General features: G+C 39.6%; 13 protein-coding genes, 3 pseudogenes and 2 CRISPR repeat arrays. Of the genes and pseudogenes, 10 read left to right on the forward strand and 6 right to left on the reverse strand.

Translation table 11 applies throughout. The annotated features are described in order from the left end of the window. Position 1 precedes the first annotated feature (1 nt). Complete coding sequence (locus tag CRI9333_RS02750) at positions 2-394, forward strand: hypothetical protein (protein WP_015201657.1); 393 nt, start codon at positions 2-4, stop codon at positions 392-394. Here CRI9333_RS02750 and CRI9333_RS28260 read toward each other — a convergent pair. Beyond that, positions 383-1,601: pseudogene (locus tag CRI9333_RS28260) on the reverse strand (ISL3 family transposase). The gene CRI9333_RS02750 and the pseudogene CRI9333_RS28260 sit on opposite strands and share 12 nt — an antisense overlap. Positions 1,602-1,908: 307 nt before the next feature. On the opposite strand from CRI9333_RS28260, the gene CRI9333_RS02760 reads away from it, so the two are divergent. From CRI9333_RS02760 to CRI9333_RS27230, 3 genes are all read left to right on the forward strand, one after another. Further along, positions 1,909-2,418, forward strand: a complete 510-nt coding sequence (locus CRI9333_RS02760) for a hypothetical protein (RefSeq protein ID WP_041225881.1) — start codon at positions 1,909-1,911, stop codon at positions 2,416-2,418. Between the two features lie 875 nt (positions 2,419-3,293). After that, positions 3,294-5,640: a CRISPR direct-repeat array (repeat unit 36 nt; unit sequence CTTCCACTAACCATTTCCCCGTAAGGGGACGGAAAC). Positions 5,641-5,744: 104 nt separating this feature from the next. After that, positions 5,745-6,155: a helix-turn-helix domain-containing protein gene (locus CRI9333_RS27225; protein WP_041225882.1), complete on the forward strand. Its 411-nt coding sequence runs from the start codon at positions 5,745-5,747 to the stop codon at positions 6,153-6,155. Next, entirely contained in the window at positions 6,137-6,643 is a 507-nt protein-coding gene (locus CRI9333_RS27230; RefSeq protein WP_198013636.1) for an HARBI1 family protein, read from the forward strand. The genes CRI9333_RS27225 and CRI9333_RS27230 overlap by 19 nt, the downstream gene beginning before the upstream one ends. 751 nt (positions 6,644-7,394) lie before the next feature. Here CRI9333_RS27230 and CRI9333_RS02775 read toward each other — a convergent pair. From CRI9333_RS02775 to CRI9333_RS26480, 3 genes and pseudogenes are all read right to left on the reverse strand, one after another. Next, a pseudogene (locus tag CRI9333_RS02775) lies at positions 7,395-8,529 on the reverse strand (ISAs1 family transposase). Positions 8,530-9,049: 520 nt separating this feature from the next. Continuing rightward, positions 9,050-9,142 (reverse strand): annotated as a pseudogene (locus CRI9333_RS28505) (hypothetical protein); the annotation flags it as partial. Between the two features lie 21 nt (positions 9,143-9,163). After that, the gene (locus tag CRI9333_RS26480) at positions 9,164-9,331 is read right to left on the reverse strand and encodes a hypothetical protein (RefSeq protein ID WP_157462253.1); all 168 of its coding nucleotides are present in this window, start codon (positions 9,329-9,331) and stop codon (positions 9,164-9,166) included. Here CRI9333_RS26480 and CRI9333_RS02780 point away from each other — a divergent pair. The 6 genes from CRI9333_RS02780 (at position 9,330) to CRI9333_RS02810 (ending at position 18,864) form a co-directional block, all read left to right on the forward strand. Further along, positions 9,330-9,656: a hypothetical protein gene (locus tag CRI9333_RS02780; RefSeq protein WP_051035335.1), complete on the forward strand. Its 327-nt coding sequence runs from the start codon at positions 9,330-9,332 to the stop codon at positions 9,654-9,656. The two genes, CRI9333_RS26480 and CRI9333_RS02780, sit on opposite strands and share 2 nt — an antisense overlap. 696 nt (positions 9,657-10,352) lie before the next feature. Beyond that, on the forward strand, positions 10,353-12,032 hold the full coding sequence (locus CRI9333_RS02790; RefSeq protein ID WP_015201659.1) for a Cas10/Cmr2 second palm domain-containing protein: 1,680 nt from the start codon (positions 10,353-10,355) through the stop codon (positions 12,030-12,032). A gap of 9 nt (positions 12,033-12,041) precedes the next feature. After that, positions 12,042-14,408, forward strand: coding sequence for an RAMP superfamily CRISPR-associated protein (locus CRI9333_RS02795; protein ID WP_015201660.1), 2,367 nt, complete (start codon positions 12,042-12,044; stop codon positions 14,406-14,408). Between the two features lie 7 nt (positions 14,409-14,415). Further along, positions 14,416-15,945 (forward strand): RAMP superfamily CRISPR-associated protein, encoded by a 1,530-nt coding sequence (locus CRI9333_RS02800; protein WP_015201661.1) that lies wholly within the window; start codon positions 14,416-14,418, stop codon positions 15,943-15,945. Further along, positions 15,938-16,522 carry a type III-D CRISPR-associated protein Csx19 gene (gene csx19, locus CRI9333_RS02805; RefSeq protein ID WP_015201662.1) on the forward strand — a complete coding sequence of 195 codons (585 nt, stop codon included), beginning with the start codon at positions 15,938-15,940 and terminating at the stop codon, positions 16,520-16,522. The genes CRI9333_RS02800 and csx19 overlap by 8 nt, the downstream gene beginning before the upstream one ends. Continuing rightward, entirely contained in the window at positions 16,522-18,864 is a 2,343-nt protein-coding gene (locus tag CRI9333_RS02810; protein WP_015201663.1) for a TIGR03986 family type III CRISPR-associated RAMP protein, read from the forward strand. Before csx19 ends, CRI9333_RS02810 begins: the two co-directional genes overlap by 1 nt. A 172-nt stretch (positions 18,865-19,036) precedes the next feature. Further along, positions 19,037-21,184: a CRISPR direct-repeat array (repeat unit 36 nt; unit sequence GTTTCCGTCCCCTTGCGGGGAAAGTGGATTCGAGAC). A 382-nt stretch (positions 21,185-21,566) separates the two neighbouring features. Here the strand turns inward: CRI9333_RS02810 and CRI9333_RS02815 are convergent. Both CRI9333_RS02815 and cas6 read right to left on the reverse strand, forming a co-directional pair. Beyond that, a complete protein-coding gene (locus CRI9333_RS02815) occupies positions 21,567-22,709 on the reverse strand; it encodes a CRISPR-associated protein (RefSeq protein WP_015201664.1) in 1,143 nt (380 codons plus the stop codon). Positions 22,710-22,727: 18 nt separating this feature from the next. Then, positions 22,728-23,915 carry a CRISPR-associated endoribonuclease Cas6 gene (cas6, locus tag CRI9333_RS02820; RefSeq protein ID WP_015201665.1) on the reverse strand — a complete coding sequence of 396 codons (1,188 nt, stop codon included), beginning with the start codon at positions 23,913-23,915 and terminating at the stop codon, positions 22,728-22,730. Positions 23,916-24,413 lie beyond the last annotated feature (498 nt).

The raw sequence follows: 24,413 nt of genomic DNA on the forward strand, positions 1-24,413 counted from the left end.
AATGAAACTTAAAACTCTAATCTTACTATCAAGCTTGCTGCTTACCAGTTGTACTGTCACTGCTCAACAAACGGGCGATAAAGATTGGGCTGTTTCCGTCAAGCCAGATGGTACAGGGGTTAACATCCAACCCACTAAACCAGAGACAACGCCTAATACTACAACTTCACTTACGCCTAGTCCTAGCCCTGTAATTAGTATTTCACCTAGCCCTAGCCCTGTAATTATTGCTACGCCAATACCCAGTTTTACACCAAAACCCAAGATTATTAAACCGTCGCCAGTACTAATTGCAACTAAACCAGTAATCCAACCTTGTCCAAAGTTTACTTATCAATCTCCTCGCACATCATTAACCCTAAAAAACGGGGCTCTTCCGTACTTACTGTGCTAAAACATTAGGAAAATGCCAGAAAAGCAAAGCTCGGACTTGAAAATTCTGGAAGTTTCTAAAACCAAATCCACAGCGTTTTAAGAGCTTGAGTTTATTGTTAATTCCTTCGACTATACCGTTGGTTGTTCTTTGTTCAAAGTAACCGACTACCTCCGCTAACCACCGCTTGATTGTTCTGACACTTTTTTGGTAGTAAGGTTCGGCTTTCTTTAACCAATCAATTAGTGCTAAGGTTCCTGACCCCACATCGTGATTGCTTTCAAATAAATAGTTAAACTCTTCTTTTAAAGAGTGCATCATTCCAACTAACGATGAGGCTTCTTTGACCTGTTGTAATTTTTGTTTTTGCTGGCTAGATAGCCGTGCTTCAGCTTTTAATAATATATATTTACTACCTTTTAATCCATCAAATAATTTAGTTTTTTCTTTAATATTCAATGATTGTGCCGTTTGTTTTTGGGAAATTCTCGCCTGATTTAACTCAGGCATGAATCATTTTTGTGACATGAAATCTATCTACTGTTACTTCAGCATTAGGACAAACTTTTTTAACTAATGATTTATAGTTGCCTGTCATATCCATACTTACTTCTTCTATCTGAGATAAGACTTTTTCTCCCCAATCTAGCATCACTTTCTCTATCTCAGACTGCTTCCGTGCTGACACTAACCCAATTAATTTATGGCTTTCTAAGTCTACTAGAACTACTATAAACTTACCTTGACCTTTGACTAAACTAATTTCATCTATCCCTAATTTTACTAAATTACTTACATCAATAGGTAGAAAAATATTGGCGAAAAACATTACCATTGACTCAACTTCTTCTGGCGTTAATCCGTTATTAGCAGCGACGTTCTTAATATCACTATGCACAACCTGTTGAGTAACTGTTTGTCCATATCTGTAAGTAAAATTTTTCTTTCTAGGTACAAAATCTAAATCTTCGCTAAAAGGTTTAGCACAATCTTCACACTTAAATCGTCGCCGATTTACAGATAAAATCACCTCTCTATTGCTGAGAGGTAAATCTTTAACTAAATATCTTTGATTTTGATGGAGACGACGGCTTGTTTGACCACAGCGGGGACAAACTGCTATTTTTTTATCTGATTTAACAAAGAAAATTAATGTGGAGTCTGTTTGGTAAATATCTTCTACTAAAACTCCTGGTAAATTTAGCAATTCTTTCATTGCTTTATTCATGTTCTATTAATAAAAGCTTGAAATTATCCTGATTATTTTAATATTTTAGCACAGTAGCTACGGAAGAGCCGTTTTTGCGGGGCATTGATAGGATTGTGCCTCGGAATAATGTACCCATATCAAACGAAATTAGGAACTACATTCGGATTTGTTGGTGGTGCTGCTCTAGCTCTACTGAACAAAATTAATCCTGTTGAAGAAAATACAAGTAAGTGAAAAAAGTATGGGGGGTATTCAATACCTATTTAATAATCCCCAACTTTTTTGACAGATAAATCAGTACTACATAATATATAAAAGTGCATTAATGACTAGCCAACTAACGTTTTGGCTGCCAGGGAAATGCTCCCCTAAAGTACGTCCCCGCGCCACTGTAATTAACCAATCCCACAGCGTAAGTATTAAAAAATCCAAAGCTCATGTATACAACTGCCCCAGGTACACAGCCTGGAAAAATTGGGCAATAAGTAGTTTGTATCGACAGTTTCTCAACCAAAATAAATCTTACAAACAAGAGCCGTTGGAACACATTGAAATCTTGATAGTGTTCATTGGCAAGCATCGCGGCGATGGTGAAAACATGGTAGGTGCAGTTCTAGATTCAGCAGTGCAAGCTAATATAATTACTGATGATTGCTTAAAGAATATTCCCAAAGGTTGTTGGGAACACAAAGAGGCAACTGACCCCAAAATTACAGGAACTTTGATCTTGATTAAACCCATCGAGCCTGTAATCCAAAAATTAAATCCAATTTGGGAAAAGTGGATTCTTACCAGAACTGAAACTCCCCCAACTTTACCAAGAACTAGACGCTGAACACAAATTTAACATCATCCAAATAATAACCATTAAACCTAACGATCATGCGGAATGACTCCGAGTGCGCTGGCGAAAAACGCATTTTTCTTCATAAAAACTAACTATAAATTATCTTGGCACAAGTTTACCCAAAAATTAACAATAAATGCAGTAAGTTCAATTCCATTTGCTAAATATTTTTCTGCCCCCTATGCTGGCAGAAATGATTGGGATAAGATCAGGATCTAGATACTTCTCGATCTGTTATTACGGCTTGAAGCCAACTTGGCCAGACGGAAGAAGCTTTGCCACGTTCAATTATTTCTCAGTTTATGCAATTAGCAACTAAAAGATTGCATCTCATTTCTGGTCATTACTCAGATCTCATCAATTGATTACAAATTGTTGCGCTCGCGCTGCGAGTTGTTGACTTTTGCACGCTCAGGACTGTAAAGTGACAAGCTTATAGGCTAAATTTTATTCCTATAGTACCTTGACAAAAAAATAATAATGTCTTTTCAATCGTAGCTGAGTTTCCTAGCTCTACGAGTAAGTTGATACTAATGCTATCTTGCCACTAGAGGAGCAGCATTGGTGGCGGTGTGTCGATGGCTGTAATGAAGGATGCACCATTAGAATAAACTTGCTGAAAACCTGAGAATGTATAGCTTTTAAGGCATTCTTTGGGCTGTCAGTAGATGTATCGACGCACCTCGACAGATCTCTAAACTGACGTTTTTTTCGTCGAGATGTGTCGATACCTGACTAGATAAGAGTTTTGGGTAATTACAATTTACTTATTGCAAAAATTTCCCTGCTTATTGACTCTTTAAAAAGAGGTGCGTCGATTTACAGCCTGAAACTCACTCCCAGGAAGGCTCCCTCAGCGAACTCTTCCACTAACCATTTCCCCGTAAGGGGACGGAAACATTTTTTATCCAGATTTTTCCCCAAATTTGCAATAATTGCTACTTCCACTAACCATTTCCCCGTAAGGGGACGGAAACTTCTGTAGAGTTATTGTATAAGAACCCCACGTAGAAACGAGCTTCCACTAACCATTTCCCCGTAAGGGGACGGAAACAGTCTCTTCTCCGGGAGGTTGAGTTCCTGGAGCTGTCTGCTTCCACTAACCATTTCCCCGTAAGGGGACGGAAACCATTAATAGTATATTACCTTTGCACGTTTTGCATTTCCAGAATCTTCCACTAACCATTTCCCCGTAAGGGGACGGAAACCTTGTAATCGCAAACTTTAATCCTTTCATTTTTTTTCTCCTTCCACTAACCATTTCCCCGTAAGGGGACGGAAACTTCATTGGTTTTGCCAGGATGATTTTTAGCAGCGCCAAAATCGAAACTTCCACTAACCATTTCCCCGTAAGGGGACGGAAACCTGGAGCTGGTTGTTGAACATTCTCACTATCTTCTTCCACTAACCATTTCCCCGTAAGGGGACGGAAACGCCATTACATGGACCTGATCCAACTTGTAATTGTGAGTCTTCCACTAACCATTTCCCCGTAAGGGGACGGAAACAAAAAATTCGAGTCGATGGGAGCATACAGTTTACCTTCCACTAACCATTTCCCCGTAAGGGGACGGAAACATTCATGGCTTTCTGTAACTGAATCACTAATACAGCGACACTTCCACTAACCATTTCCCCGTAAGGGGACGGAAACTTAAATCTCCGATCTTTTGACGTGTGCCAATTACAAAATTGCTTCCACTAACCATTTCCCCGTAAGGGGACGGAAACGAAAAGTTGTACCATGCACTATGGTACAACGAAATTGGACTAGAGACTTCCACTAACCATTTCCCCGTAAGGGGACGGAAACTTTCCCAATAGTCCGACAACTTTAATGAGTCAGCAGGATATTCTTCCACTAACCATTTCCCCGTAAGGGGACGGAAACAAATTATCTATGCAACAGACCTCTTTACGAAGTTTTTTTTTCTTCCACTAACCATTTCCCCGTAAGGGGACGGAAACTTCTTAATATATAGATTCTTTCACCGCCAGTTATTACCTTCCACTAACCATTTCCCCGTAAGGGGACGGAAACTATCTTTCTCCCAACTTCCGTGATCATGATTAGCAACTTCCACTAACCATTTCCCCGTAAGGGGACGGAAACCAAAGCATCCCACATAACTTCTTTCAACTGTTCCTTCCACTAACCATTTCCCCGTAAGGGGACGGAAACCTTGTTCAGCATTTCTTGATACGTATTTACCAGTCCCCTTCCACTAACCATTTCCCCGTAAGGGGACGGAAACAATACTCGAACAAATTTACAAGGAATAGTGAACGGTACTACTTCCACTAACCATTTCCCCGTAAGGGGACGGAAACCTCAACTTTCTTACAGGTTACCGTTAAATCAGCTGACCTTCCACTAACCATTTCCCCGTAAGGGGACGGAAACGCTACTCCCTCTTCATAGGACTTAACATCCTTTTCTTCCACTAACCATTTCCCCGTAAGGGGACGGAAACAAATCCTTGCGCTGACTTTGACATTTGAACTTCTCCCCCACCTTCCACTAACCATTTCCCCGTAAGGGGACGGAAACAGATTTTGTTGTACCACCTTTATCAACCCAGTTTACCCACTTCCACTAACCATTTCCCCGTAAGGGGACGGAAACGCTTTGGAAGGATGTTCACTCATTAGTACTACTTCCACTAACCATTTCCCCGTAAGGGGACGGAAACATTCTTCTGATTCCTTATTTAAATCTTCAGCTTTATTTTCTCTTCCACTAACCATTTCCCCGTAAGGGGACGGAAACCTTAGGAAAGGATCTTCTTGTTCATAGATATTTAACAACTTCCACTAACCATTTCCCCGTAAGGGGACGGAAACTGCTGTAGTGACAGTCCATTGGTTTAAACTCAGATGATTCTTCCACTAACCATTTCCCCGTAAGGGGACGGAAACGTAGGATCTGCAACAGCATTAGCGGGAGGATGTCAATCTTCCACTAACCATTTCCCCGTAAGGGGACGGAAACTTTTTTCCTTATTTGCTTCTAAAAATAAGTAACCTTCCACTAACCATTTCCCCGTAAGGGGACGGAAACGTGCTATGAGTGCTAGGTACAGTGACAAAATGTTTGTCTTCCACTAACCATTTCCCCGTAAGGGGACGGAAACCAGCAACTCCCTCTTCGTAGGACTTAACGTCCTTTTGAACTTCCACTAACCATTTCCCCGTAAGGGGACGGAAACAAAATTAACTACCCCAGCGCCAGCGAGAATTCCTATTAGACATCTCCAAAAAACAAAATAAAAAATCCGTAAAGATGATAAAATTGTATTTTTGCACTGCTGGCCATGAGTTCTGTACTGGAATACATCACATCTAATCCTCAAGAAACTAAACGTTTGCTCGGAATTGATTACCAACAGTTGCAATGGTTAATTGTAGAAGCAGAAGCTCTATTCAACCAATCCCAAGCTGTAGAGGAAGAAGCCAAAATTAGAATAATAAAAAAAGGTGGTGGTAGAAAGCCAAAATTATCTGTGTCAGAGCAAATATTATTAACCTTAGTTTATCTGCACCATATGCCGACATTTCAACTATTAGGTGTGCAGTTCGGGGTAAGTGAATCAACGGCACACAATATATTCCATGACTGGATAGAAATTTTGGGTGAATTGTTACCGCCCTCACTTTTAGAACAAGTAAAAAAAAATCCCATGATTGGGAAAGGTATAAAGAAGTCCTGGAGCAGTGGGTATTAGTAGTAGATAGCTCAGAGCAAGCCAGGGAAAGACCTACTGACTACAGCAACCAGAAAAAGTATTATTCAGGAAAGAAGAAAAACCATACACTAAAAAATCAGTTTATTATCTTACCAGATGGGTCAGAGATAGTAGACGTGACAATAGGGAAACCTGGGCCGAGTAGTGATATCAATTTGTTTAGAGAGCGACGAGAAAAATTTGCAACTAGCCAAAAGTTTAAAGCGGACAAAGGTTATATAGGAGAAAGTCAAATTGAAACTCCACATAAAAAACCTAAGCTTCAAGAATTAAGCATTGACCAAAAGCGAGAAAATAAGGAAATATCAACGCAACGAATTGTAGTTGAGCATATCATTAGATTGGTAAAAATTTTTCGAGTGGCTACTGAGCGATTCCGGTTGAGACCAAAACATTATGACCAAGTAATCCAGATAGTTTGTGGTTTAGTTAGGTTGAGGATTGGAGCCTTAATGCTAGCAATGTAAAAAATTTGAGCTTTTTAGAAATTCTTGCTATGTAAGCCTGTTAATCTTTGGGTTCTAAATTAACTTGAATTAGCTCAAAGCCTAATTCAGTCGTATTTTTGCTCTTGGCGATCGCCTAAGCTTAAAAACCATCAAAACCTTTCACAGAAAGGTTTTGATGGTTTCTGGAGATGTCTATTACTCTTCCACTAACCATTTCCCCGTAAGGGGACGGAAACCTTTAGCTTTTTCCAAATGATTTTCACCTGAAAAAACCTTCCACTAACCATTTCCCCGTAAGGGGACGGAAACGTGAATCTTTTTTTTTGGCCAGCTTCCAGTTTACCTTCCACTAACCATTTCCCCGTAAGGGGACGGAAACCACATCCTACTACCGAGAAAGCTAAATTTTAGCTACTCTAGGCGCACCATATCCTTATGTAATTACAGCTTGTCCTGATGGCAGGGCAAACGCATCAAAATTTGGCTCAATATCGTTGTTTTTTCGTGGACTACGCTCTCAGTTGTCAATTGATCGATCGTTGTGGCAAGATAAAGTAAAATGGGAAGTTATTACTAAAAATTGCAAGTTGTCGTTATAGCAATAATGTGGTAATCATTTTTCTTGGGTAAGTCAGAGCTTTTTCACGGGTTTGTTATAGCTGGAATTGTACTTACAGCAATAAGTACGCGATCGGGAATTTATGTGAGAGTTACGCTCACACTAAGATTATAAATTTCTCTCTGAGGAGCAAATTTACAACGCTTATTGTTAATTAGATAAAACTTTGAGCAGGTAATCGTCATCCATTGAAGCTAAGTAACGTTTATTATTTAGACTTAATTTTCGACTTTTTTCCTGATTTACTCTTATTGACGGCAATGTGGCGTATCACAGCAAAATTTTGAGGAGCATTATCGGAACGAATACGACAATTATCTTCATTAAATGTCACATCTAAAACCCAATGCAAACGGTTTTCTACTTCCCAATGGCTACGAACTGCCTGTCCAAATAACTTGGCATTCTGATGCTGTATACTGCTAATATAATAACGAGTTTCCTGTTCAATTTTTTCTTTTATTCGCCGTTCTGATTCAACAACGCCCACACTAAAAAAGTTTGACCAATTACTATCAGTATCTATTAAGTCAGCAACATTAGAGAGGAGCCAACAACGACGAATTTCCAGGCGACCATGATTTTTATTTATGGTTTCATAATAGCTGTGGTCAATGCCCTGAAACTGGTTCTTTTGAGCTTGCTTAAATAATTGTTCTATATCCTTATATAAGTAGCCTTGGTTTTGTTTAACTGTTAGTATATAATCAGCTTGACGCTCAATAATTAACTTGGCAATATCCTTCTGACATCCCATTGCATCAATAGTAACAATACAGCCAGCTACCTCTAAAACCCTTAGCAGTTCTGGGATAGCGGTAATTTCATTTGACTTATCATTAACTTTTACTTGCCCTAAAACGAGTCGATTAGCTGTTGCCCAAGCACTCACCATGTGAATAGCACTTTGCGAACTTGCAGTATCATAAGAATGGCATAATGTTTTACCATCAATCGCAATTACTTCCCCATTGGTTAGCTTACTAATAGCTTTAATCCAATCAATAAAACACTGTTGAAATTCTTCGGGGTCAATACGTGCAAAAACCCGTGCAAAAGTATCGTGAGAAGGAATACCGTTGGGTAATGCGAGAAATTGCTGAAACCACTTATGTTTAGCTTTACCATAAAGTTCTATTTGTTCCCAGCCGTCTGCACCACAAATCACAGCACATATAGCAATAGTAATAATATCAATTAACTGGTGTAGCTTAGAGCGTTCTATTCTCGGATCTTTTAAAGTAGAAAAATGGTCAGTGATCGTTATTTTAGGTGGAAGTTTCACGGCTCAGTTATTTATGAACGTGCCTTGCTTAATATTACTTTTTTAGAAATTATTCGCGCTGCGGAAGTGCCTCAAATAAATCCTGTCCAGTCACCATGCTCCCTTACACTCGTTTGATGTGCATTTTTAGCACTTATTTATTCTAAAACTTTCTTACCAAAAAACTGCTATAACGACAACCAGCCGTTTTTAGTAATAACTTACCCTTTTACTTTATATTGCCACAACGCGAGCCTGATCGACAACTGAGAGCGAAGATCCAGATCCCAGTGGCGATCGCACCAAATTTTGATGCGTTTGCCCTGGTCCTGATGGTGAAGGCACACATTATCAAGAAACTTACGAAAAAAATTAACCCCTAGCTGTTGCGAACTGCAAACAAGATCGGTCAAAACTGCAAACAAGCGATTTTTGAAACCAAATTAACTGCAAATAGGCTCAAAGTCTTATTGTGTATGCTTTTACAGCTTTTGAATAACTGAATTGGAAATATAGCAGGCAAAGAGCACTAACCTAATATTTAGCTCGATGTCCTAACTATTCCAAAAACTGAGGAGCGACTAATTCCTAGCTCTACTGATATCTGTGTATAGCTTTTACCCTCTGCCTTAGCCGCTAAAACTTTTTGAAGCGTTTATGTTTGCAGTTCGCTACACCTAGCAGATGAAATTAAACCAGTTAATAAAGCTGAATTAACTTCCGAATTTGCCAAAGAAGCAGCAGGATGGGTAAGAAGTGCTAACCAACTGATTAATATCATTGATGTCGGTGGGAAAGCTTCAGAGGAAAATAAAATAATCATGGCGGAAGCTACCCATGCTGTGATTTTGTCTGGTGATGAAAGTAAATTTGCTGATTGGGAAGAGTTTTGTCAGAAGCTAAATCTGCGAATAATTGCGAAAATTAAAAGCAATTTGGAAGCAGAAATGGACGAAGTTAATATGTCTAGTAACTGGAAAGAAAAAGCTAAAAAAATTGCGTCTAAAGAACAATCGCAAATTTTACAACTTGAAGACTGGCTTTTACTTACGGGTAAAGTTCATCGTTTAACAAGAGGTGAAGATGTTTCTAGCAGTCCAATGGTGAAAGCACTGCCGGAATTGATGATTCATTTAACTAAATACTGATAATATAACTTGATTTAGCAGAGTATTGGTATCAAAAAGCAACAATACTCTGCTTTTTCTTATTTTTCGTCACCTTACAGAGAAAGTGGTTTTGAAACAGACTGTTCTTCCATCCATATACTATGCTTCCTGAGAAGAAAGGGTCGTGGATAGAGGGTTTTAATATCGTTAGTGAGAAAAACTGTCTCATCCTAAATTTAAGCATCCTAATCTATATAGAGTCTTTCCAGGTATGTTTTACAAACCTTAATATCATTGACATTTGAAATACATTTATGTATATTTAGTGAGAGTGTAGGCGAGCTAACAATAAATGTTTGCCGATTCAAGTGAGAGGAGAGAGGAGAATGAGCTATTAAGGATACAGGCAAAGCGATCGCGTGGCGCAGGGAGCAGGGAAGAAAGACTGGAAGCGAGCTTATACTGCGCCCCAGATGAGGGTCATAGAAGACCCATGTTTACTCATGTTTCGATCAATCTCCACGCTTCAGAAAAGGGCTTGCTCCCCCGGCTCCCTGCCCCTGTGCCTCTTCGGTCACTTATAACCAAAGATAAAAATCTTAACTATTTCTGCCTTTTACTCAGAACCCTTCTGCCTTATTTTCAAGAGAGTATCGAGTCGGAGAATAGAAAGTATTCAGCATTGTTAGTTGAAATTGAGTCATGCTAAAAACCCGTAGTATAGGAGCATAGTTAATGTATTTGGTATTAATTGAAACTTCGGGAAATCAAAATTTTATCTTTTCCACCAACAAACTTAGAGAAAATATTGGTGCTTCTGAATTAACTTATCGCGCTTGTACTAGATGGGTATTAGAAGCGGTAGCACAGGTAAATAATTCTCGCGGTATTTCTCTGTGGACAACAGACGGCAGGCAACTAGGAAGAAATTTGTTTAATAAACAACTCAATCAACAAATTGAATCTGCTAATAATCGCGTAGAAGTAATTATCGCTACGTCTGGTAAAGCACTGCTAATCGCTAAAGATGAAGAAACAGCTAAAACTCTTATACGTTACGTTACTAAAAAAGCTGTTATCGAAGCACCTGGATTAGAAATTTGTGGAGTATTTCAAGAATTTAACTGGGAAGAAGATTTAATTGGAAAAGTCAACAGTGAAGTACACCAAAAATACGAACTGGTACGTTCCCAAAAACCGAGTAATAACTTACGATTTACCCGCTTACCTGTAATTACAGATTGTGCCACCAGTGGTTTACCTGCAGGAGAATTATTTCCCAATCCCGAACCTAACGAAAAACCAATTTCTACATCTGCTGTTAGTGCTGCCAAACAAAGATGTAGTGAAGGCGCATCTAATCGGATGATAGCACTATTAGAAGGTGGAGATAGATTTTCTGAAGATATTGACGACATTAAATCAGATTGGATCGCGATAATTCATGCTGACGGCAATGGTTTAGGCGAAATATTTCTCAAATTTCACGAACATATCAGTGCCGATAGACCCAACAAAAATCGCGATTATATAGATAAATTAAGAAAATTTTCTTTATGTCTAGATATTTGTACAGAAAGAGCATTTAACACAGCTTTGGATCAAATTAAACCTTTTATAGAAATTAATAATAATTTAATTCCTTTAGTACCGTTAGTTTTAGGAGGAGATGATTTAACAGTAGTTTGCGATGGGAAATTTGCACTCAAATTTACCCAGGAATTTCTCAAAGCATTTGAGCAAGAAACTGCTTCAATAACGCATTACGAAGGAATTATCCCCGAAATTGCTAAAACAGCATTAAAGGTAGGTCGCTTATCAGCTTGTGCGGGTATTGCTATTATTAAACCTCATTTTCCTTTTTCAGTTGGCTACGATTTATCAGAAGCTTTAATGAAATCTGCTAAGAAAATTAAAAAAATCGTTGTTAATGATGCTGAAAAACCTTATCCTTGTTCTAGTTTAGATTTTCATGTATTATATGATTCTAGCAATGTCAATTTTGAAAAAATTCGGGGTAAACTCCATCTTGATGGTGGAAAAACTCAACTTTACGTTCGTCCTTATGTAGTTACTGAAATAAACAATTTAAGTAATGCTAAACAAGGACTAGAATGGGCAAATTTTCACCATTGGCAAAAGCTAGAAAATAGCGTAAAAGTGCTAGTAGATAAAGATTTAGAAGGTCGCCGTAAGTTACCTAATAGCCAAATGCACGATTTAAGAGAGAGTTTATTTTTAGGTAAAAATGCGGCTGATGGAAAGTTTCAATTAATCTGCGATCGCTACCACGATAATGGGATTTCACAATTAGCCGGAGATGAAAATTCTCTGTTTAGCTTGGAACCAGATTTAGGAATTTACAAAACAATCCTCTTAGATGCGATTGAAGCAGCAGATTTTTTAATAGTGTGAGGAGTGAAAGTGAGCAATAAGCAATCATTAAAAGCTCAAAGTTCCTTTAGTGCCACTTTATCTATAATTAGCGATTGGCACGTTGGATCGGGAACGGGTATTAGTGGAGATATTGATAAATTAGTACAGCGCGATACCGATGGACTTCCTTACATTCCCGCCAAAACATTAACAGGTATCTGGCGAGATGCGTGTGAAATAGTAGCTAGGGGATTAGATAATGGCACAAACGGAAATTGGAGTAAATGGGTAGAATATTTATTTGGCGAACAACCCGCCGTAGCAAAAGGTGCGATCGAAACTCCCCCACGTCCAGCAGCTTTATCAATTCGTTCTGCCTATTTACCAGACAATTTAAGGCAAGCATTAAAGCAAAAGTTGGAATTAAAAAACGCCGTTACTTTTGTTAAGCCAGGTATTAGTATCGATCCTGAATCAGGTTGTGCAAAACAAGACTTTCTCCGCTTTGAAGAAATGGTCAGAGGTGGCACATCTTTAAATGCTAAGTGCGAATTAACCTTACCACAAAATCCAGAGCAACAGTTGGCAGCTTACGCTTTATTAATTGCTGGCGGTCAATTTATAGAACGCTTAGGAGGTAAACGCCGCCGAGGTGCAGGTAAGTGTAAATTAGCAGTCGAAAAAGATATTAATCCCTGGATTAATTGGTTACAACAACATCCCCAAGCACCTCCTATTCCCGATTTAGATGTAGAGAGGCGAGATACCGCGCCTGGAAAAGTTGAAAATCAAACAGATAATAGTTGGGTGTCGGTAAAATTGCGGGTAAAAACTGAATCGCCAGTAATTATCAGCAAACGAACAGTTGGTAACGTAGTAGAAAGCTTAGATTATATTCCTGGCACACATTTACTAAGATTAGTCAGGCGTAGATTAAGCAAATTAAACTTAAATATAGATCCCGCGATCGCTTGCGGTCAAATCATCGTTACTAATGCCACTGTAGAAATAGATAACCAGCAAGGGAAACCAGTACCTTTATGTTTATTCTCAGAAAAAGCAACCGGAGGGTTGAGTAAAGGCGGCAAAATATACAATCGCTTTGTTGAAAATGAACCAGAAGGACAACTCAAAGGGGAACGTGCAGGTTACATTAACTTTCAATCCCAAACAATTAAGCACAAAACTGTCAATCTCTGTATCGACACGCACAACACTGTTGAAGACCAATATCAACGCCCTACCAGTGATGTTGGCGGCGTTTACAGTTACCAAGCAATTCAATCTAATACTATCCTGCAAGCAGAGATTAGATTGTGCTCTTCATTAGCAAAAGAGTTAAGTAAACAGCGATCGGATTGGTGGAACTTACTTAAGGGTAGCGATCGCATCGGTCAATCTAAAAAAGATAATTACGGCGCTGTCCGACTGGAAGTTTTAGGCAATCCGGCGCAACTATCAGCAAATACTGATGTCAACAATTCTCACGAATTAACAGTATTGTTGCTATCTGATGTTCTGCTGCGAGATGAAAGATTGCGCCCTACTACTTCTATTGATTGTTTGGCAGCAGAATTGGCAAAACTTTTGGAAGTAGACAAGCTAACTATCAGAAAAGATAAAGATAATAAATTATCTTTAATGGCACGTCAAAATCGGATAGACTCTTGGCAAGTCAGATGGGGATTACCCCGCCCTTCTTTAGTGGGTTTGAGTGCCGGAAGCTGTATGGTATTTACAGTAGAAGGTAATCTCGATCCGAATAAATTAGCAGAAATTACAGCTAGAGGTATAGGCGATCGCAGATCTGAAGGTTACGGTCAAATCTGTTTCAATCATCCATTAATAACCCTAGCAACCTCTAATTTACAAGTAGCTGGAGAAGTTCAATTAAATTCATCATCAATAAGACCAGAATTGATTAAACCAAGCGATCTCACCTTTAACTACGCCCGTATTATTGAACGGGAAGCATGGCGCGAAGCAATTCGTAAAACTTGCCTTTTTCTAGTAAGTAGCGAACAATCTCGTGCTCATATTCTGGGAATCAAAATTACTAGAAGCGATGATGAATTAAAAAGCGAACCGCCGATGAGTCAACTAGGTGGGTTGCGATCAATTTTATCAAGATTGCAAACTGTAACAGATGCGAATAGGGCGATCGCATGGTTAGTCAGTTTAGAAGCAACGCCAAACCGTAAAGATAAATGGAGTAAAACTGATGATGCTTTAGGGAAAATCCGCAACTTAATTTCCAATCAAAATCGAGTTTGGCAAATTTTAAACATCGATTCTGCAAAAATCACTTTAACCGCAACAGGACAACAAGATTTAAAAAATGAACTTTGGGCGGAAGCAGTGCGAACTTTAGTCGATGCTTGCATTCGCGCCCATAAACGAGATTGTGAGGGGTAATCAAAAAATGGCACGAAAAATTGATTCACGCATCAAAGTAACTGGCACATTAATTGCTCAAAGTCCTATCCATGTAGGCGGTATTAATGATAATCCAGAAGTTGATTTAACAATAGCAGTTAACGGTCAAGGTCATTACTATATCCCTGGAACCAGTTTAGCAGGTGCCTTCCGAAATTGGATGCAAATGTACACCGGATCGGAACATTTTATTAATGGTTTGTGGGGGTTTCAAGAAAAGAAAGGTGGTAATAACGGTCATGCCAGTTTTATTTTAATAGAAGATGCGATCGTTCAAGGTGCTGTTTTAGAAATTCGGGATGGAGTTGGTATAAATCGGTTTTCTGGGACAGCCGCAGAACAAGCAAAATACGATCGCGCTATCCTGACCAGAGGTTCTAAAATTAATTTAGATATAACTTTTGAAGTTACTTCTAAAGCATCGGCTGATTGGTCAAAGTATCAAAAGTTATTTTTCCAGCTAATTGATGCTTTGCAACACGGAGAAATTCGTCTTGGTGCTGCTAAAACTAGAGGTTTGGGTAAAGTAAAATTACTTAATGCTAAAGTTATCGAACAAGATTTACTCACCCATTCTGGAATTATACAAGCTTTACAAAATCAAGGTAACGTCCTTAACTTAAGTCAACTGACTAACCAAATTACCATCTCTAGTGCAAATCCAATCTTAGATATAGTAATTAACTGGACACCTCAAAGTCCGCTTATGGTCAAAGCTGAAGGAGATGGCATTGCTGTTGATATTTTACCTTTAGTTAGTGCTGTTGATAGTAGCGTTACTTTTGTTTTACCAGGTAGTTCTGTTAAAGGTACGTTGCGAAGTCAAGCAGAACGCATTATCCGTACTGTTCGTAATTTAACAATTCCTAACGATAGTAATAATGGTCAAACATTTATCCAACAAGTAGAAGTTGCTTTAGTAAAAGACATTTTTGGCACTGCTGCTAAAAATGAAGGAGAAAACCAGTTTGGGAAAATTGGTTCCTTATCTGTAGATGATTGCTATGCTAATATTCCTATTAGTGTTAATGATTGGGAAAATATCAAGTCTGCTACTAATGAAACCAATCTCATACAGGTATTAAATCGAGCAAATTTGACCAATACTCAACAAGTTTTTCATGTAGCAGTAGATCGCTGGACGGGAGGAGCAGCAGAGGGCTTTTTATATACTACTCTAGAACCAATGGGAATATCTTGGCAACCTTTACGCCTGAGTTTAAATTTAGGGCGTTTGGAGTCAAATTCTTTGCCCGCTTTAGCTTTGCTTTTATTAGTATTGCGAGATTTATCCCAAAGAAAAATACCTTTAGGATATGCAACTAATCGAGGTATGGGTGCGATTAAGGTTGATAGTATTTCTATTCAAGGACGCAATTTAGATGAAGCTCTCTCTGCATTCTTACCAGCAACTTTAAATAATGGCAATATTGCTACTCTACATCGAAAATTTTTAGACCAATTAAATAAAGCATGGCAACAATGGATTGAATTACCAACAACTAACAATGGTTAACTTACACGGACGTACCACCAATAATATTACTTTGCTAGAAGCATTAAAAAATTGTGCGAATGCTTTAGCTAAAAATTCTCACGCAGTAGCATTACTTTATTCTCCTGATTGGTGTAAATTTGGATATTTACAATTTGATGGAAATTTAGTTGACTCAAAAGGAACAAGTTTTGATTTGAGTAGCGTATTTGAAGCCAAAGTTTTTAACGATAAAGCTGAGTTACGTTGGTTAAATGAATTAAATGGTGTGGGTAAGGCAGTTCTAATTTCAGAAGCAGATATTTCTAGTTGTTTAACCGACAATATCAATATTTTAACTGCCATTGATACTAACGAACAATGTTATTTGCTTTGGGGAGAAAAAGTTAGAAGTTTATCTACTCCTGGTTGGACAAGACTAGCCGCAGCAAGAATTGGGGCAATTGATGTCCCTGTTAGCAGTCAAACTGATGAAGCACGTATTTACTTGCAAACCCTAGAATATCTAGGCGAGGACGAATACGGCAATGTTGCTGTGGTTGAAGAACGGTTAATTAGATTAATTGAAAAACGGGTAATTAAATCAGAGGTAAAATAATGACTATTGGTACTCTTGTGCTTGTGGGTAAGAATAAAAACTTACAAGTTAAATTTACTAATGCTAATGGTAAAGAAGTTTATATGCCTATCCCTGAAGCAGAATTATCTGCACCTGTAGTAGCGAAAAAAAGGAATGCGATCGCGCAATTAGAAGGTTTAGAAGTAGAACTAGAAGTATTGAACGGACAACCTAAACAAGTGCGAGAAAAAGGTAAAATTTTTGAAAGACCTCAAGCTAATAATGCTGGAAGTAGACAGCAGCAAGCAATACAAAGAAATCCTAATCCTTTACCAAATAGAATGAATAACGCTACATCTGCAAATATACGAGGTGATTTTCACAACCCTTATAACTTTATTCCCGCGCCACCCAGAAAAACAGATCATCCTACTTTAGGAGACTCTCGCCCTGTCGGACATGGATGCTATCACAATAATTATTGGAGTGGCAAAATTACTGTCACCCTTACTACTGTTACCCCCCTATTAATTCCCGATGCAGCGAATTTAGAAAAAGATGATAAAGGTCACAAAACTTATCCAGTGCGAGTTGGTGTAGATGGTAAACCTTATTTACCGCCAACTTCAATTAAAGGAATGCTAAGAAGTGCTTACGAAGCAGTAACAAATTCTCGATTTGGGATTTTTGAAAAACATAACGATCGCCTCGCTTATCGCATGGAAGCTAAAGTTACTAATGTTCCTGCTAGGGTAGAACGTCAAGGCGAAAGCTTAGTTTTAAGGATAATGGAAGAGTCTTCTTTGCTAGGTAATGCGGCTAAACTACCCCGCTATCAAAAACCAGGATCGCCTCCTGATAAAGGGGAAAGAACGGCAGCATTAAAATACGATCAATCTAATCAATTACCGCAACATGGCGATGCTGTTTGGGTACAGATAAATATCACTGGAGAAGTCACCCGAATTATCAGAAGAAATGGCAATTCTTCACCTGGTAACAATTGGAAAAAAGGTTGGGTATGTGTTACAGGCGCAAATATTAACGGTAAAAAATACGAACGAGTTTTTATTGAAGACAACAATAACCTCAAGATTAATGTTACTGAACCAATCAAAGCCTTATGGCGAGAACTAATTACCAATTATCAAGAAACTCACATTAAAGATGTAGAAAAGCGGCGCGATCGCAACCCTCCGCAATCCCCGCAAGATTACCTCGGTCACAAACCAGGGGATACTGCTTGGTCACGACATATTTATACAGAAAGCGAAAAAGAATTACGGGAAGGAACGCTTTGCTATGTTGAATTGCAAGGAAACCAAGTAACAGGTTTAATGCCTGTAACTATTTCTCGTCGCTTGTATAATATTGCCCCAGAGAAACTTTTAGATTTATCTTTGCATCCAGCTACAGATATGAGTCAGCTTTCGCCAGCTGATCGCGTATTTGGTTGGGTAAATCAAAAGGGTAAAGGTGCATACAAAGGGAATTTACGCATTAGTACAGTGCAATGTAATACTGATGATGCGATCGAGCCATTTTCTGAACCTGGTGTACCTCTAGCTATTTTAGGACAACCAAAACCACAACAAGCTCGATTTTATGTTGCTCAAGATCCCAAAGGTACGCCTTTAGCTGCAAATACAGGTAAGCAATCTGGCTATCTGTCTAATTATGGCTTGCGAGGGCGGAAAGTTTATCCGCATCATCAAGACTTACCTAGTAATTATTGGGATAATCCTACACAAGATAGAACCCAGATTGAAAATAATCACCATTTTCAAGAATATCGCCGTCCTAAATTAAGAAATGTAGAGCAAAGAGACGACCAAAATCGCTCGATTTTAGGATGGGTCAAACCTAGCGTTCAATTTAGTTTTGAAATTGATGTCACCAATCTTTCCGATGTCGAATTAGGTGCATTAGTGTGGTTGTTAAGTCTCTCTGAAAATTACCATCATCATTTAGGTGGTGGTAAACCTTTAGGTTTTGGTAGCGTACATCTGGTTATTAATTGGCAGCAAAGTGATTTGCGTCAAGGTCAAGACTGGCAGCAATTTTACTCTGATTTGCTATCAAATGATAATGCTAAGAATGAACAGGCTAGATTTACAGTTGAAACTTTTAAACAACAATTAACTGCTGCTTACAGTAGTGGTAATCAGTTTGATCAAATCCCTTTTATTAAAGCTTTTTGCGTCGCAGCACAAGGCTTTACAGATGGTAACCCAATTCATTATCCCAGACTTACTCCAGAACTAAATCCCAATGGTGAAGCTTTCAAATGGTTTGTAGAAAATGAACGTACTAACGGGCTTAAGATGTCATTACCTGAGTTAGCTAGCGATCGCGGTTTGCCTTTCAAACCTTCTATTTAACCAGATCGGGCGATCGCTCTGTGCTTTTATACTTCTACTAAGCGATAGCTCTTAACTTCGCTGTTGATTGCAGTACGATCGCTTGTTTTTTTCCAAAAATCAAATTTTTCCACTTTGGTGAGAAGTGATTAGCTTAAATTATTCTTATTCTCACCTTTATTTTGCCTTTTTTCTTTTCGTCCCCTTGCGGGGAAAGTGGATTCGAGACGTAGTTACCAAAGTAACCAACCTTTACCGTACTTTACGTTTCCGTCCCCTTGCGGGGAAAGTGGATTCGAGACAAATCTCTGGAAAAACTATATAAAGTACGTGAAATTTGTTTCGAGAAAGGAGCGGTTGGGGGTTGTTTCCGTCCCCTTGCGGGGAAAGTGGATTCGAGACTTTACTGGCAGCAATTGGTTGTATATTGCTGGGATTATCGTTTCCGTCCCCTTGCGGGGAAAGTGGATTCGAGACTTACAACATCACAAACAACAAATTTCTAATATAATTAGTTTCCGTCCCCTTGCGGGGAAAGTGGATTCGAGACTCTTCAAATTTAGAAATGGAAGTACTTTCCGTTGAATGTTTCCGTCCCCTTGCGGGGAAAGTGGATTCGAGACGCGGTAACGTCTATTCCGGTAGCGGAGCAAATAACATGAAGTTTCCGTCCCCTTGCGGGGAAAGTGGATTCGAGACTGCTAAAGCGGATGATCCAAACAGCGAATTGAATAGTCTGTTTCCGTCCCCTTGCGGGGAAAGTGGATTCGAGACCTTTCAAGTTGGAATCTGGGAGAGTTTCAAACAGCAATGTTTCCGTCCCCTTGCGGGGAAAGTGGATTCGAGACTAGTAACCCAAAAGATTTGTTAGGGTCAAAGAGTGACGTTTCCGTCCCCTTGCGGGGAAAGTGGATTCGAGACAATTTTTTGGACTCGCCTTCCCTTTACCCGACGATTTACCGTTTCCGTCCCCTTGCGGGGAAAGTGGATTCGAGACGAATATGATCTCTGCATATATTTTCCCAAAGAATTTAAGGTTTCCGTCCCCTTGCGGGGAAAGTGGATTCGAGACAATTTATTTTGAATCTTTTGACAACGTTTTAGGCGAACCAACAAGTTTCCGTCCCCTTGCGGGGAAAGTGGATTCGAGACTACTAATTTTGTTGATGCTCGCCAGCGTCCGCGTTCGTTTCCGTCCCCTTGCGGGGAAAGTGGATTCGAGACCGAGAAAGTCAAATTCTTGATGCGGTTGAAAAAAACCGTTTCCGTCCCCTTGCGGGGAAAGTGGATTCGAGACGTAACTGCCGCTGGGGAACGTTATTATGTTCCTTCAGAAGACGGTTTCCGTCCCCTTGCGGGGAAAGTGGATTCGAGACTCTGGTGATCAAAAGCAACCATCTCAACGGGATATTAAGAGTTTCCGTCCCCTTGCGGGGAAAGTGGATTCGAGACCTCTGGAAGTGGCTGGTGCAATCAGCAACCAACTCCGGGTGGTAATCGTTTCCGTCCCCTTGCGGGGAAAGTGGATTCGAGACTCTAAAGGTTGAACTAAATCGAAAAGGGAGTCAAACGTTTCCGTCCCCTTGCGGGGAAAGTGGATTCGAGACTCTTAAACGCGGATTAACATGGTTCCTGGAATATATAGAAAATGTTTCCGTCCCCTTGCGGGGAAAGTGGATTCGAGACGCAAGTTCAAAGTACGTATTTTCCTTAGGAGAAAAAGTTTCCGTCCCCTTGCGGGGAAAGTGGATTCGAGACTTGGCTTCACTCCTAATGTGAAAGCAGACGAAAGTATGGTTTCCGTCCCCTTGCGGGGAAAGTGGATTCGAGACGTGCAGGTTGCACAGGGTTTGGATCTTCAACTTCGTTTCCGTCCCCTTGCGGGGAAAGTGGATTCGAGACTCTTGCAAGCTACACAGCTCAGCAAGTTAGGAAGCTAGAGAGTTTCCGTCCCCTTGCGGGGAAAGTGGATTCGAGACCTCTTTTATAGAGATTTGTAAAACCAGCGTTTTTATGTTTCCGTCCCCTTGCGGGGAAAGTGGATTCGAGACATTACAGGACTTTTTGAACCTGCATACCAATGAAACGTTTCCGTCCCCTTGCGGGGAAAGTGGATTCGAGACTTTTAAGAATGGGGGTAACAATCCGGGAACTCCGCGTAGAGTTTCCGTCCCCTTGCGGGGAAAGTGGATTCGAGACTCAAAAACATTGTTTACTTTGCAGCATGGAAAATGTTTCCGTCCCCTTGCGGGGAAAGTGGATTCGAGACAGTTCCACCCTGGCTGGACATTATTTTTCCTAAAGCGTTTCCGTCCCCTTGCGGGGAAAGTGGATTCGAGACTCTTCGCTCAGGGAGCTTTACCCTGATCAGGTTTCAGGCAGCCAATCGACGCACCTCTTTTTGAATAGTCAATAAGCTCAAAATTTTTGTCAATAAGCTGAAAGCTAAAACCCAAAACTCTTATCTAATCAAGCATCGACGCAGATACACGACAGAATCAGCTTTTGGGAATTTGCTGGAGGTGCGTCGATAGACATTTTACAATTCTTTCTAGAGCTAGGAAACGAGGTTCTAGAAACTGAAAGTATTTAATTATCAAGGTTCGCAGCGTTTTTTTAAGAATAGCAACAATGTTGATATAAGTCAAATTATCCCACCGACGCACCTCACTACCGACTGGGGGTTCTCTAAGATGTCGATAATCTGGTTGTGCAGAGATAAATTAGGGATTGTTATTCACAACAGGTTCTGCACCATAACGCCTAAGTTCTAACATACCTGAAATAGCTACACAACTTATTCGCAAACCCTGAGTAACGCGAAAATGCTCAATATTTCCTTTATTTGTGTATTTGTCATATTGCAATCCGCCATCCTTTTTGAGAACGCTAGTATCGCCGTTTGATTGGTTAAGTAAATAAGAAACTTTAGCTAGAGTTTCTTGCAATTTTACTTTTTCATCTTGACTGCGAATATTTTTATAGTCAGCAACGAAAGAGGGGCGATACTGCAATCTTTCAAAAGGTAAAAGTTCTTGGGAAAGCATTTCCTTTTTGCACTGATTCCAAACTAATTGTCCCCAAGTCGATAAAGTTAACTCACTTTTGCCTGGAGGATAGATCATAGATTCATGAATACCGCGTACTATTTCAGCATTCATTACAGCGCCAGCATCCATCAACGCTAGTTGCAGTTTATAAGGGGCGATCGCTGTATAATCAATGCTAATTGGCAAACGAGGGATAGTTATTAGTTCAGAATTTTTACCTTCAAAAATGTAAATAATTTCATCAGCATAAAACATCCCAATTGTATTGAGATATCCTTGCAAACTTTTAAAACTGCCTACCAAATTAAAGCAAATTTGATAATGACTTTGCTTGTAAGGATAAATATTATTATCTAGCCAGCTAATTAAGTCATCAATGCCATTAGAAAAGCTTTCGCTACTAGCAGTAGAAAGTTGCCTGGGAGCGTAAATATCTACAATGATTCCTCGCTTTTGAAGGAAATTCTTGACAATTTGGGCAGTAGTAATACCCTGGTAAGTATCAGTAGTGATTAACCAATGAATATCTCGCTGTTCTTTGCCAGTTTCTAATCTACCTTTATACAAGCCATAAATACCATTTAATTCGGCACTAGCAGACCTAATTAAGTTAATATCATCGGTATCGATTTTAGCTTTTCCCCTAGTTTGTAATACCTGAATTATTTCTGTTACATCGGGATGTTGATCGGCTATTTCTTTAAAAGTAATATTAGCCGTATCCCTTAACCGACTATACCAATTATTTTCAGTATTGCGGTTAATCTGATTGGTAAGCAAGCTAGTTCCAATGGTGGAAATTACAACTCTAGACATAATAAATAATTGAATTAACTACTCTGATTTCAAAGCGCGTCTGCTTAATTTAGCGTAAGTTTTTACGGTTTCGTAAGGCATTTCTAAATCCGTAGCGATCGCTTGTAAAGATTCGCCCATTTCTCGTCGCGCTAAGATTGTCGCCCAAATTTCGGCAATTTGATGAGCGCGATCGCCTCCCGTGCGCCGACGCTGGGCGATAAAAATCTCAGTTAGTTCGGCAATGCGTTGTGCTAAAACCGTTTGGATAGACGGTGGCGACGCGATATCTTCAGAAATTTGCCATCCCCAGCGCGTTTGTCCCAGTCCAAAGGTAGTTTTGTGACCTGTACCGCAATAAGGCGCGAGTCGCCCTAAAGCATAAAATAACTGTTGGTACTCGGTGTGTTTTTGGGCGCTACTGCTTAAACCATATTCAATCGCCCCTGTAAATCCGGTGACAGAACCTTTTTTCCCAGCCGTTACTTTCACCGATTCTAAACGGTGATGGTGAATAATTGCTCCTTCATCGATCCAAGCTAAAAAATCTTCTTGGTCAAATTTATTACCTGCAAAATCATTCCAGCGTCGCAAATAGCTGTGAAACACATTTACGGGTGTAGGTAAGGGAAAGTGGTGCTTTTTGCGTCGAAAGCTGGTAGGAGTCAAAAAACTTAGAGTAATAGTTGGGGGATTGGGGCGATCAGCTGTGAATAATTCAGTATAAGTAGTGGGAGGATGGGAAATGGCGATCGCCTCAATTGGTAAAGTAGCTGTCTCAAGGACAATTTCTGGCGGTGGTGCTTGCAACCAATTCGCTAACCATTCCACCACAGGTCTAGATAATACCGTCACGTACCAACGATAAGTTTCTCCCGCGGTAATTTCCCACTCTTTCCCGCGAGAAACTAAAGCCCCATGCAATCCTGATATTGTAAAAGGTTTTTCTGATTCGCCATCGTGGAGATAGGCGGATAAATCGGGATTGTAGCGGCGCACTTGGTCTAAAAACCAAGCGTGTAAGCGAGTGGTGTATTGAGGATTTAATTTTGCTGTTGTTTGCGGTGCAAGTTCCAAGACAATTCCCACTATTTCTGTATCAACTGGAAAAGTGAGGGGATCTAGCGTAGCAAGTTGAGGTTTTGCAGAGGCTTTTTGCGATCGCACTGCTAGCGCTGCATTAGTTTTGGTGGTGGAAGGTTGGCGAGTGCGTTTAGTTAGCGACATGGCAAAAAAGCTGTGGGGAGTTCTTCTTGGGATTCGATCCAGTAGGCATCTATTGACGTGGATCGCTGCTCCTTATCTGCTTTATTTTACTTGAATTGCCTCTCCAAAGGAAAAGCTTGAAAAATAAGGACTTTTCCTTCGTATGTATGCTAAATTTGCACGGAAGATGCCAAGAAAATCAATTTCGCATTTTCGAGTTTTTTTAAGTTGATCTATCCTCCTACTAACTACTGATACTTGATTTACCTAAATTCAACTTTGAGTTTGAAACAATACAAAAACGATTGACAGATTGATATTCAGCTTGAGGACAATAAAAGTGTTGTTGACACTTATGCTGATACTGAGCAATAAAACTAGGTTTTGGGAAACAATCTTTAGTTCACAAGCTTTTTGGGCTTAACTGAACCGTATTGCTGCACGTATTAAATTAATTGAAAATACACCTAAATTTTATTGAAAATTACAACTTAATACATGATATTTATCCAAATTAAA

This window comes from Crinalium epipsammum PCC 9333 (genome assembly GCF_000317495.1).
GTDB lineage: Bacteria > Cyanobacteriota > Cyanobacteriia > Cyanobacteriales > PCC-9333 > Crinalium > Crinalium epipsammum.

Coding starts and splice junctions, on each gene's coding strand:
- CRI9333_RS26480 (WP_157462253.1), bottom strand. CDS start 9,331: ATGATTATTTTATTTTCCTCTGAAGCTTTCCCACCGACATCAATGATA.
- CRI9333_RS02780 (WP_051035335.1), top strand. CDS start 9,330: ATGGCGGAAGCTACCCATGCTGTGATTTTGTCTGGTGATGAAAGTAAA.
- CRI9333_RS02800 (WP_015201661.1), top strand. CDS start 14,416: ATGGCACGAAAAATTGATTCACGCATCAAAGTAACTGGCACATTAATT.
- CRI9333_RS02750 (WP_015201657.1), top strand. CDS start 2: ATGAAACTTAAAACTCTAATCTTACTATCAAGCTTGCTGCTTACCAGT.
- csx19 (WP_015201662.1), top strand. CDS start 15,938: ATGGTTAACTTACACGGACGTACCACCAATAATATTACTTTGCTAGAA.
- CRI9333_RS02790 (WP_015201659.1), top strand. CDS start 10,353: ATGTATTTGGTATTAATTGAAACTTCGGGAAATCAAAATTTTATCTTT.
- CRI9333_RS02810 (WP_015201663.1), top strand. CDS start 16,522: ATGACTATTGGTACTCTTGTGCTTGTGGGTAAGAATAAAAACTTACAA.
- CRI9333_RS02815 (WP_015201664.1), bottom strand. CDS start 22,709: ATGTCTAGAGTTGTAATTTCCACCATTGGAACTAGCTTGCTTACCAAT.
- CRI9333_RS02760 (WP_041225881.1), top strand. CDS start 1,909: ATGACTAGCCAACTAACGTTTTGGCTGCCAGGGAAATGCTCCCCTAAA.
- cas6 (WP_015201665.1), bottom strand. CDS start 23,915: ATGTCGCTAACTAAACGCACTCGCCAACCTTCCACCACCAAAACTAAT.
- CRI9333_RS27225 (WP_041225882.1), top strand. CDS start 5,745: ATGAGTTCTGTACTGGAATACATCACATCTAATCCTCAAGAAACTAAA.